The sequence below is a fragment of the Kistimonas asteriae genome (genome assembly GCF_018263925.1).
Taxonomy (GTDB): domain Bacteria; phylum Pseudomonadota; class Gammaproteobacteria; order Pseudomonadales; family Endozoicomonadaceae; genus Kistimonas; species Kistimonas asteriae.
The window spans coordinates 82,972-94,476 of the sequence record NZ_JAEVHF010000009.1 but is presented as its reverse complement, the minus strand read 5'-3'; the positions used below and the strand labels follow the sequence as shown (position 1 = coordinate 94,476).

Genomic DNA, 11,505 nt, shown 5'->3' with positions numbered 1-11,505 from the left:
CCGAACTGGATTGAATCAGTGGTGATCCATCCAGGACAATGTAGAACGTAGATTCGTATAAGTAATGCATCCGGTACTTAGGCGAACAGAGTTCGCATAAGTACACTTTAAATGCTCAATCAACATCATCACTAACATGTAGGAAAAACATGTCTGAAGAAGCAAAAATTCTTTTCTATCAAATCAATTCCTGTGGGTATTATAAATATGGAAGACAGGAGTCTGAATTTGGAGATGTAGCATCAGTATTATCTGATTTAGGGAACTGGATAAGTAATCTTACATTAGTTCAGAGAGGAACATATGAAGTACGTGATGGAGAAGAACTTGAAAAGTCATATTGCCTAAACTGTGTACAGCGCGGGACTCAGTATCTTGTTTCAATGTGGAATCAAATCCCTACAACACAAAGCAATGCTGTTGCTGCAATTTCAGCAGATAGTACACTAACAAACCCATCATTCAGTTTTAATGAGTTTCCTGAAAATACTATTCCGGGTTATGCAACGTACTTCTGGATTATTCCTGAGCAAAACCTGCTCGCAACAGTACGGTTTCATCATAGTAAAAATGGCCATAAAAACTTTGCAAAATACATAAATGAGTTTATGGCCAAGTTTTCATCATATGCTGTTACTGAAGAAACTGATGATGGCGAACAAAATTTGATCATGGGATATCGTGAAGCAGATACAGATGAAATTCAATCTTTATATTCTAAGTTTCATGATTCAATTTACAAAAAAGATGGTAAGATTGAATATATATCTCAAAATTCGAATAGAATTACAAAGATAATAAGAAAAAACAGATTATCGATCACTGAAACAGATGATAGAAACTTTCTTCAAAGGATGATGGATAGGGTACTGCTTCAAGATGTTACTCACGCAGAAACTGATGTAAAAGTGAAGTATGAAGTAAGCTATACACCAAGCCCTGAACAGCTAGACCAGATGATAAGCGAGTGGAATGAGAACAATGAAACCAGATGGGACGATATTGGTTTCAATATTGCCGGAAACACATATTGGCTAAGTCACTCATCGGCAAAGGATGAAGTTGACTTGGATATAACAAGAGATAATGATGAGGTTATTAATGCTCAATCTTTGATCAGATCTTTGCAGCAAAATCAGGATAGAATATTTCGATCACTAGATTAAATGGAGATAACATGATAAAGAAGATTATATTGTCTCTATTGCTGCTGAGTACAATATGGGTGCTATTCAACTACGGTCAAAAGATATCTTACTCTGATCAAAAAGATGTTTATGACTCAATACGAGATATTGCATCATTCGTCTTCGGTGTTATGGGGATATGGCTAGCCATATTTAGCCCTGAGTCATTTAATAAAATATTTGGCAAGCATGACATAAGTGGCAAAATTGAAGAGCTAGCAAAAACAAGAGCTTTGATATTGCCAATAATCTATTCACTAATAATAATTGCCAGTACATTGGTGATACAAATATTTGCTCCAATCTTAAAAGAAATGATAACTACTCATAAATATGTGTTTTGGATAAGAGGTGTTAGTTACTCTTTTCTTGGTATTCTTGGGTTATTACAACTATATACAATCACAGTGGCACTGAACCCAGGCAGGCTTATGCTTGCATCTTTTTCTTCGAGGATAAAAAAGGATGAGGTTCATAAAAAGCTGTTCAAGTTAACTCAGAGAAAAAAGTAATTGCATTTACCAAGTAAATCCAGGTGACGCCTACGGCGCACCTGATTTAGGCGTTACCTCGCTTCCTCCTGCATACGCATGCAGTTACCCTCAAACGAAAAGTTACATAGATTACGTATAGCCCCTCTTAGTTCATGAGAGGTAAATAAAATATTAAAGCAAGAAATATTGAAAATGAGCTTCACAAAGACCACCGCACAGAATTATTCAGAAATCGTTGAAAAAGCTAAAACTGGTGATTTCAAGCTTCCTGCATTTCAGCGTAAGTGGAAATGGTCAAATAAGCAGGTTATGTCTTTATATGACTCTTTAAGGCTAGGTTTTCCAATTGGATCTTTTCTTTTTTTAACATCTAATGATGGCTCCAAACTAGGGCCGAGATCTTTTTATGGCGCTGGAAACAAAGCAGCTCACAAAGAAGAGTGTGAGAGTCTTATTCTTGATGGACAACAACGTATAACTGCCGGGCTATCGATTCTTTATGGCCTAGATGATGCAGAAGGAAGTGAATACTATATAGATATAAAGAAGGTCGATGCACTTCTTAAAGAGCGCAAGGTCAATATTGAAGATGAAATCGCAGTAAAAGAATTTTGTGATGAGCTTGAAATTGATGATGGATACTTGACAGCAAAAAAACGCAGAAAAGATAGACTAGAGCATTTCCACAAAAGCAAACTACTTTGGACGCCACTATTAACTGGGCAGTTTGAAAATACTCTGGATGAATTAACTGATGATATAGCCGATAAGAGAGATAAAAATATAATCAGAAAAGTTGTTAAGAAGCACCTCAGGCCAAAATCTAATCTACAAGTTCCAGTTATAGAGCCTGGAAATGAATTTGATCTTTCTTCAATTAGCAAGGTCTTTACAACAATTAATACAAGTGGAAAGTTACTAACACCATTCGAACTTGTTGTCGCAATTCTTTACCCTCATGATGTAAAGTTAGAAGATGACATAATTGAGTTCAAATCAAAATACGGCTTTTACAATAACATAGATAAAAATGGTGAACTACTTCTGCAAGTAGTTGCTCTTTTAGCAGGAAGATCACCTAAAAAGTCAGATCTACCAAAAAATATCGATCATACAGCATATGAGATGTATGGAGAAAAAGCTGCACAGCAATTAGATGCTGTTGGTGAATTTCTAACATCATCACTTGGATTAGGGCTGGATGTTACCGACAAATTGGTTCCTTATGATGCCATTTTTGCACCTATGGCACTTGCGTTTGATTTTATCTCCCAAAATATTACAGACCAGGTTGAAATTGCCAGTGCAAAAAGTAAGTTAAGAACTTGGTTCGTTGCATCTTCAATTATGCAAAGATATCAAGAAGGAGTTCATAACAAGCAAAGTAGGGATCTTGAAGATATAAAGAAATGGATTTTAGGTGGCGACAGAGAAAAGCCCAAATGGATAAAAGACGCATATATCTCTAAACAAATTAAGGCAGCTAGCCCCAATGGTGCTATCGGAAAGCTATTTCATTGTCTAATTAACTCGAAAAAACCAGAAGATCCTTTACAAAGAGAACCAATTGGCTTTGGTGATGGGTTGCACTCTACTCAAATACATCATGTTTTCCCAACACGATGGGCTCCAAAAGGGTTAAAAGGGTATACAAAGTCAGACACCGAAATCAATCTAGCATTGAATACCATGTTCTTGTTCTCCAAGACTAATGGACATTGGCTAAACTTCCCACCAAATAACCAACTGAAAAACTCAGTGAACTCTGTTGGAAGTCAATCCGCAGCTTACAAAATTTACAAGACGCAATTATTCAATGATAAATCATTAGAGATTATCTCTAAAAATGAAATGTCTGTAGACGACTACGACAACTTCATCGAAGAGAGATATTGTGAATTTGTTCAAATCGTTTCTGAATACGGTGTTCAAGAGGTAAAATCAAAAGATAGTGACTTGGTTGAATTTGAGTCTCCATCAGTAGTTGAATGAAGTCTCTTTTATCAGCAAGGTACAAGTCAATCCAGCCGACCGCCAACGGCGGCGGCTGATTGAGGCGTTATGTTTTGGGGAGAGAAAAGTGAATTGTTCATGTTGTGAAAAAGGTATATCTAAAGATCGCCCAAGAATTTGTCCTGAATGTAAGCATATATTCAAGGGCAATGGTTGGGATGGAATTGATGCGCATTGGCGAGCTAAACATGAAGATGTAATGCCTTATAAAGAATTCTGGAACTCTTTATGTAAAGAGCACAAAAATAGAGGATGTATTTTGAACAGAAAAAAGCAATTAGAAGAGCTTGAAGAAAAGTTAGCTAAAGCCATAAAAGAACGGGATGCCTGGGAAGGTAAAAATAAATCAAATCATGCTATGGCAAGCACTATGGTTGATTCGATTAGAAAACAAATTCAGTCACTTTAGGAAGCTAAAACATAACAAGCACCTGCAATCTGACCTCCCCCCACTGTCACCTTTTGTGCCAAAAAAACCGCACAAAAGGCGCCATTGGCCTCCGGCAGTTGATGCGGGCGTTATGAGTAGAGAGATTAAATGAAGCACAAATTAGTTCTAGTGACTTTAAATGATAAGCAAATTGAGCTTGCCAAAGCTGCGAATGGTGTGAAAAAGATAATTACTCATGCGCTTATTTGTGGGCCGCATGGTCAGCTCTTTGGTACTGAGAAGTTCTGCAGAAGGTATTACACCGCTTGGATAAATGTATTTCCGCACCTTTTTGATTCGGCTGTGGAAACAGATACTCATGAAATAATTGAGTATGAGTCAACTTTTGATCTTGTCACCAAGCTTATTGATATTCATGATCCGTTAGAGAAAGCAGCTAATCCATTATTGCAAGAATTTGAAAAGTCTAAAGATCGAAAGAACAAGGGATTCTTTAGTAGGCTTTTTGGAAGTTAGAATATGCTCATAAATCGGGTAGCCGAGGGAGCTCTACCCTCAGCCCCCACAACACCCTGCATGCGGGTCCGCACAGGGTGTTTTCTGAAGATGTTTAATACGCTGGCCGATTAGCTCCGGTGTACTCCAACGCTGTCAGCAAGTGAGTGGCTTAGGAGCTTGGCGCGCGGACGTGGGCCAGACATAGTCGCCCCCCGGAGCATCTATCTGGAGCTCGTATAAACGTACTGTTAGTTGCATTAAGTAAATCGAACCATTGGGACTTTAAATGACTAGATGTAGAAAATGTGGTGTACCAAAGACTGCTGGTAATTGCTGTCAGTTTTCTGCCGAAGAAGAAGAGTTCAAGAAAGACATTAAAGCTCAATACTATGAATTGGCAGCGGGACATTCATCGAAAATTGGGCTTGCCAGCTTTATATGGCGAAAATTCATTGATGCAAAAACAGGTGAGCAGCAGGCGTGGAATGAGAAACAAAATGTAATAGCAAGCATGGCATCCAATTACGAGAACAAGTACAAGCCAATAATCGATGAAAAAGATAAAGAAATCGAGTACTTACAAAATTTGGTTAGCAGGTTTCAGGGTATGCTTCCAGAGAGTGATAAAGAATCAAGCAGTTCTACTATCGCTTGTAGCGGTTGTGGCTCCACCACAGGGTGTTACTGTCGGTAAACAACTACAAGTCAATCAATGTCGCCCCTGCGGGGCTGGACCTCCAAACCGCTGCGCGGTTTTCCGGCCCATTATTGAGGCGTTATGTTCAGGAGTTACCCACGAATTGTGGACACCTCACTAATTTCAAAGCAGTGAATCAATAATAGATGTTTACATTTTGTGGGTAGCATAAAAATTACACAGGTGATATCAACTGATGCCAAGCATAGTAGAACTAATAGAAGATTTTTCAAAAAGCTACTTATCTGAAAAAACAACATATATCAAAGCTACAAAAGCTGTTCCTTCATGGTCAAAATTAGTAGACGTTATCCCTGTTGAATTTGTTGAGTTTTTGAGCCTGCCCAAAACATTCAAAGTTGTTGGTTCTATTGGGAAAGGCATTATTACTGAAATACCTTGGGTGTGCTTCTTTGATACAGCTATAACAACTTCAGCTCAGACCGGATATTACATCGTACTTTTATTTAAAACGGATATGTCGGGGTTTTACATATCTCTGAATCAAGGATGGACACAGTACGAAACCGAGTATGGAGTTAAGAGAGGGAGAATAGTAATCAAAGAAAATGCAGATGTGGCTCAAAACACCCTAAGAACAATTAGTCTCTTTGATAAAGATATGTTGGAGCTAGGTGCTACACGCCCTCTTGGTAAAGGCTATGAGCTTGGTAATATTGCCAGTAAGTATTTTTCTCTAACAAGTAAAATTAAAGAGGATGAACTTTTACTTAGCTTTAGAGAGCTGTTTGCAGCGTATTCTGAGCTCAAGGGTGCTGTAGGAATAAATATTCTCAACATAAAAACATCCATTTCAGAAGATTCATATCAAACAGCAATTCAAGAATGTGAGTCTGCAGCAATTGATGCAGGTCCCATTGAAAGAAAGTCACAAAAAACTAAGGGTGCTAATAAATCTTGGCCAAGAGATGCCGGTATTTCTAAAGCTGCATTGGCAAAAGCAGACTTTAAGTGTGAAGTGGATGAAAAACACTTAACTTTTATATCAAAGGCTTCGGGCCAACAATTTATGGAGGCGCATCATTTGATTCCGATGGAGTGCCAGGATGAGTTCGCCTATAGTATTGATGTGCCTGAGAATATCGTTTCATTATGCCCAAACTGTCATCGCAAAGTGCATCTATCCTCACGGAGCGAGCAAAGGTCACTAATTGAACAATTATTTGGTAAGCGTATCGAGCTTTTAAAAAAACGAGGCATAATAGTTGATCCAAATAAAATACACTTATTCTATGAGTAAATTATAAAAATACGTCAATTAGGACACTCGCAATCTCGCGCTATTACGCTGGGGTTAAATACCCCGCCTGAAGCTTTCTCAACTGACCAGTTTTAGCCTAGCGGTCGGCGGAGAAATGCCTCAGTCGAGAGACTAGAATACAATGATTCAAATAGCCCGCATAACAGACAAGGCTTTGGGCTTTCCTTCCTCATCTAACTTTCGCACCAATTTTTCCAGCCAGATAAACCCGTTAGGGGTGAGCAGGGGGACACAGTAAGTCAGCCTCCGACCGTATTTGTCCTCTCGCACCCGGGTATCCGCAATCATCTTCCCGCCATTGACATATCGCTGGTAAGGCAGGTTGTCGCCTCGCAGTACTTTGTTATCCCGCAGAAACTGGCGCAGTTTCAGGGGGCCGACTTTTAGCCTCTTGGCCGCTTCATCCATGCTGATACAGTTATCGCTATACTTCACGCTTTCGGCAAACTCCACTTTGGGCCGGTCGCGCTCAATCTTCACTGTCTGCTGTTGGATGATCTGGCGGCTTTCCTGTACCTGTTCCAGTGATTCGGCCAGTAGAGCAGTAATCTGCTTGCTGTCGCTCCAGTCGATCGACTTCGCCTTGTAACCGCCAGTCTTGCGGATAGAGGGCAGCACTTCAGACACTACCCATTCCTCGAACGCTTCCGCCGCTGGCAGTTTGGAACGCATGATAAGGCGGTATACGTCCCGTTCGGGGATGATTTTTACCGTCTGGATTACGCCGTGTATAGGGGTCTCCATTTCACCGACCCCCCTGCAATGTGTTCTGATGGCGTCTGCTGTTCTCTTATACCTAAGAATGTCCGCTACATCTTTCGCCACAAACCACGGCTCATTGTCATCCCGCTCAACGGTACGCACGTCACCAAAAACCGGATGACTGAAAAGTGTTATGTCACGCATAACATCACCTCGTCTTGTCTGGTTGTTGGGGTTAGTGCTGCTGACTGGCGATCAGGTTTGCAGTGTCAGCTATGTCGTCCAGGTTGTCAGATACGGCAAAGGCCATATCAACAATCGCCGTGGCGAGGCTGTGAATCTGGTCTGCACGGTCGCCCTGTTCCGCCTTCTCCTTAATCATCACGGCGAGGTCAGCAATAGCGTTGCATTTGGTGTGATGTTCTTCGGCGCTTTGGGAAAGCTTAAGGCGAGTAGCAATAGACTCAGTATTGAGGGTGTGCAGGGTAGCGGTATTGTTATTCATGATGCGCATCCTTCGGCTAGGTTTTTGTAACCGCCACCAAAAGCTGTCAATCATTGGGTGGCGGATTGAGCGAGGTTGACAGTACCGGGCCAAAGGAAACCGGCCAGCCTTTCGGCTGCCTCACCCAACCCACCATAAAGAGGGCAAGATGCTACGCACAAAAAAAGCCACTGAGGGCGGCTTGTGCGCCTTTGGTCGATGCGGGCTGTCAATCCCGGTGTCGGATTTTGCCGACACACAGTTAGCCTAGCGTTTGGTGGTACGTGCGTCAATACGTTTCGTTCTAGAAAAAGGAGTGCTGTACGGTTGTGCAAAACACTGTATGTATATACAGTATCGACAGCAGCCTTAAGTTGAGCAGACGTACGAGAACAATTATGAAAATCCTCTCAATCCTGCGCGGTATAGCAAATCTGTTAAGTGAGTCGACCAGTGACGTAAACGCTGGCTGTTGCGAAGGGTGCAAAGACACCAAGCGCCAATGTCTGGAGAATCTAGAACAGGCTTACCAGGAAGTTTCTTATTTGATACCGCAGCACTACCCAGAAGGGGTGCCGGGTGCTGATAAGAGTACGAGGCGTTCCCCAGTACCTTTCAGCGAACGGTCTTCTACCAAAAAACGATACCCTGAAATCAAAAACGCGCCCGTTCTGTCTAGCACAGAGGGCGCGTAACTATTGGTGTTTTTTAGTGCGTTTTACTGCGCATTTGACACCATAAAATAGCTTGGGAACCACTGTGATTGGTTCCCAAAGACTACATTAATCCTCTAAGTCCTTGTTTTCATTCTCAAAACCGCCCGCTTGAAATTCGTACCACATCACGTTGATGATGCCGAAGGAGCAGGCCAGCAGAACGCCGAGAATCCAGGTGAAGTACCACATATCGCTATTCTCCTCGTCTGCTCTCAGTACAGTGAATGACCGTTGTCTTCAATATGCTTCACGCCGATCCGTCCCCACATCTTGTAGAAACACCAGGTGGTGTACGCCAGGATGATGGGTACGAAAACCGCTGCAACAAACGTCATGATCCCAAGCGTCAGCTGGCTGGATGTCGCATCCCAGACGGTCAGGCTGACAGAAGGGTTACTGCTGGAGGGAAGAATGAACGGGAACAGTGAGGCACCCGCTGTCGTGATAATGCCCAGCTGGCAGATGGAACTGCTGATAAACGTCAGTGAAGCCTTACGGCCCGCCAGCAGGATAACACCGATGGCACCCAGGAAGCCCAGTACCGGCGCCAGCAGGGTGATCGGGTACTTGCTGTAGTTCGCCAGCCAGCGACCGCTTTCCACGACAACAACGGTCTTGTGCAGCGGGTTAGAAGCGGCATTGCCGTCAATCACGCTGGTGATTTCAAAGCCCGGGATATGGGCAACCCAGAAGCCGGCCACGGCGAAAGCGACAATCACGACAATGGCCAGACGACGGGCGGCGATGACTGCACGTTTCTCAACCCCACCTTCGGTGCGCAGGCCCAGCCAGCAGGCGCCCTGCATCAGGATCATGCTCAGGCTGACCACGCCGCACAGCAGGGCGAACGGGTTGAGCAGGCTCCAGAAGGAACCGTTCAGGGTGGAACGGAGAAAAGTGTCCAGGTTGAAGTCATACCCCTGGAACAGGTTGCCAAAGGCTACGCCAAATACCAGTGACGGCACGGTACCACTGATGAACAGGGCGAGATCACACCATTTCTGCTGGTGCGGTTCGACCTTGGAGCGGTACTCAAATGCCATCGGGCGCATCAGTAGGGCGAACAGTACGAGCACCATGGCCCAGTAGAAACCGGAGAATGCCGTGGCGTAGACCATGGGCCAGGCGGCGAAGATCGCGCCGCCAGCAGTGACCAGCCAGACCTGGTTGCCGTCCCAGTGGGGGGCAACCGCGTTGACCACCACGCGACGCTCATTGTCATTCTTGCCGACGATGGGCAGCAGGCCGGCTGCGCCGAGGTCGTAGCCGTCGGTGATGGCAAAGCCGATCAGCAGCACGCCGACCAGCACCCACCACAGGAGTTTTAATACTTCGTAGTCGAACATTCTTTCATTCCTCCCGTCAGTGAGTGCTCATTCCGGCTGGCAGTTCAGCCTGTTTTTCAAAATGGTAACGGCCAGTGTGCAGACTGCTCGGGCCGAGACGGGCGTACTTGATCATCAGGTAACATTCGACCACCGCGAAAATACCGTAGAACAGGGTGAAGCCGGCAATGCTCATGTAGAGATCGGTCGCGGTCAGGCTGGACGCGGACAGTGAGGTCGGCAGCATACCGGCAACAGTCCATGGCTGACGGCCAAACTCGGCGACAAACCAGCCCATTTCACAGGCAATCCAGGGCGCAGGCAGTGACCAGAGGACGATCTTCAGGAAGCGCTTGCTCTGGTATTCCGTGCGACGTGCCGTCTTGATGAAGGCGGTCACGAAGATCAGCAGCATGAAGAAGCCCAGGCCGACCATGATCCGGAACGCAAAGAACAACGGCGCGACCTGCGGGATGGTGTCTTCCGCCGCCAGCGTGATCTGGGCGTCGGTGGCATCCACTACGTTGGGGGTGTAGCGCGTCAACAGCAGGCCGTAGCCCAGGGTGTCTTCGACTTCCTTGAACTGTTCGCGGATTTCCGGCGTATCGTTACCGGCCTTCAGCTCTTCGAGCAGGCGGTAGGCTTCCATACCGTCGCGGATGCGGGACTCATTGCGGACCAGCAGGTCCTTGATGCCGGGCACTTCTTCGGTCAGCGTACGGGTGGCGATGATGCCCATGACCCAGGGAATCTTGACGGCGTAATCCGTGCGCATCTCTTCCTGATTCGGCAGGCCGATGGCGGTGAACGGCGCCGGGGCTTCATAGGTGTCCCACTCCGCTTCGATCGCAGCCAGTTTCACCTGCTGTACGTCGCCCAGCTTGTAGCCGGATTCGTCACCCAGCAGGATAACGGACATGATGGACGCCAAACCGAAACCGGCAGCAACCGCAAAGGAGCGACGGGCAAACGGGATATCCCGGTCGTTCAGCATGTAGTAAGCGCTGATGGCCAGGACAAAGATGGCGGCGGTGGTGTAACCGGCAGCCACGGTATGGATGAACTTGACCTGCGCCACCGGGTTGAAGAACAACTGGCCGAAGCTGGTCATTTCCATGCGCATGGTTTCAAAGTTGAACTCGGCGCCTACGGGGTTCTGCATCCAGGCGTTGGCCACCAGAATCCAGAGGGCGGAGAGGTTGGAGCCGATCGCGACCAGCCAGGTACAGCCCAGGTGCTGAACCTTGGTCATGCGATCCCAACCGAAGAAGAACATACCGACGAAGGTGGATTCCAGGAAGAAGGCCATCAGGCCTTCAATGGCCAGCGGCGCACCGAAAATATCCCCTACATAGTGGGAGTAGTAGGACCAGTTGGTGCCAAACTGGAATTCCATGGTCAGACCGGTGGCGACGCCCAGGGCAAAGTTGATGCCGAAGAGCTTGCCCCAGAATTTGGTCATGTCTTTATAGATCTGCTTGCCGGTCATGACATAGACCGATTCCATGATCGCCAGCATGAAGCTCATGCCAAGGGTCAGGGGAACAAACAGGAAATGGTACATCGCAGTCAAAGCAAACTGCAGACGCGAGAGGTCTATTACTTCGTCCGGGATCATTCTATCCTCGCTGGTGTGGCTGGGGGGAAAAGTGCCTGCACCGCCCGTTCTCAGGAGACCTTTCCCGTTGTATTCAGAACGACAGTTTCCCTGCGTCG

General features: G+C 45.4%; 12 protein-coding genes. 7 read left to right on the top strand and 5 right to left on the bottom strand.

Going from position 1 to position 11,505, the window contains the following annotated elements:
* Positions 1 to 149 precede the first annotated feature (149 nt).
* The 7 genes from KHS78_RS11740 to KHS78_RS11710 all read left to right on the top strand — a co-directional run bounded on the left by KHS78_RS11740 (position 150) and on the right by KHS78_RS11710 (position 6,541).
* A complete protein-coding gene (locus KHS78_RS11740; protein WP_211828659.1) occupies positions 150 to 1,166 on the top strand; it encodes a hypothetical protein in 1,017 nt (338 codons plus the stop codon).
* Positions 1,167 to 1,177: 11 nt separating this feature from the next.
* Positions 1,178 to 1,699, top strand: coding sequence for a hypothetical protein (locus KHS78_RS11735; RefSeq protein WP_211828657.1), 522 nt, complete (start codon positions 1,178 to 1,180; stop codon positions 1,697 to 1,699).
* Positions 1,700 to 1,873: 174 nt separating this feature from the next.
* Complete coding sequence (locus KHS78_RS11730) at positions 1,874 to 3,673, top strand: GmrSD restriction endonuclease domain-containing protein (RefSeq protein ID WP_211828656.1); 1,800 nt, start codon at positions 1,874 to 1,876, stop codon at positions 3,671 to 3,673.
* Positions 3,666 to 4,103 carry a hypothetical protein gene (locus KHS78_RS11725; protein ID WP_211828655.1) on the top strand — a complete coding sequence of 146 codons (438 nt, stop codon included), beginning with the start codon at positions 3,666 to 3,668 and terminating at the stop codon, positions 4,101 to 4,103. Before KHS78_RS11730 ends, KHS78_RS11725 begins: the two co-directional genes overlap by 8 nt.
* A 129-nt stretch (positions 4,104 to 4,232) precedes the next feature.
* Positions 4,233 to 4,601, top strand: coding sequence for a hypothetical protein (locus KHS78_RS11720; protein ID WP_211828654.1), 369 nt, complete (start codon positions 4,233 to 4,235; stop codon positions 4,599 to 4,601).
* Between the two features lie 268 nt (positions 4,602 to 4,869).
* Positions 4,870 to 5,277 (top strand): hypothetical protein, encoded by a 408-nt coding sequence (locus KHS78_RS11715; protein WP_211828653.1) that lies wholly within the window; start codon positions 4,870 to 4,872, stop codon positions 5,275 to 5,277.
* Positions 5,278 to 5,476: 199 nt separating this feature from the next.
* Positions 5,477 to 6,541 (top strand): MrcB family domain-containing protein, encoded by a 1,065-nt coding sequence (locus KHS78_RS11710; RefSeq protein WP_211828652.1) that lies wholly within the window; start codon positions 5,477 to 5,479, stop codon positions 6,539 to 6,541.
* 147 nt (positions 6,542 to 6,688) lie between these two features.
* On the opposite strand, the gene KHS78_RS11705 is transcribed toward KHS78_RS11710, so the two are convergent.
* The 5 genes from KHS78_RS11705 to KHS78_RS11685 all read right to left on the bottom strand — a co-directional run bounded on the left by KHS78_RS11705 (position 6,689) and on the right by KHS78_RS11685 (position 11,407).
* A complete protein-coding gene (locus KHS78_RS11705; RefSeq protein ID WP_211828651.1) occupies positions 6,689 to 7,468 on the bottom strand; it encodes a phage antirepressor KilAC domain-containing protein in 780 nt (259 codons plus the stop codon).
* Positions 7,469 to 7,499: 31 nt separating this feature from the next.
* The gene (locus KHS78_RS11700) at positions 7,500 to 7,769 is read right to left on the bottom strand and encodes a hypothetical protein (RefSeq protein ID WP_211828650.1); all 270 of its coding nucleotides are present in this window, start codon (positions 7,767 to 7,769) and stop codon (positions 7,500 to 7,502) included.
* Between the two features lie 761 nt (positions 7,770 to 8,530).
* Positions 8,531 to 8,653 (bottom strand): cytochrome bd-I oxidase subunit CydX, encoded by a 123-nt coding sequence (cydX, locus tag KHS78_RS11695; protein WP_211828649.1) that lies wholly within the window; start codon positions 8,651 to 8,653, stop codon positions 8,531 to 8,533.
* A 23-nt stretch (positions 8,654 to 8,676) separates the two neighbouring features.
* Complete coding sequence (gene cydB / locus KHS78_RS11690) at positions 8,677 to 9,810, bottom strand: cytochrome d ubiquinol oxidase subunit II (protein WP_211828648.1); 1,134 nt, start codon at positions 9,808 to 9,810, stop codon at positions 8,677 to 8,679.
* Between the two features lie 16 nt (positions 9,811 to 9,826).
* Complete coding sequence (locus tag KHS78_RS11685; RefSeq protein WP_211828746.1) at positions 9,827 to 11,407, bottom strand: cytochrome ubiquinol oxidase subunit I; 1,581 nt, start codon at positions 11,405 to 11,407, stop codon at positions 9,827 to 9,829.
* Positions 11,408 to 11,505: the final 98 nt, after the last annotated feature.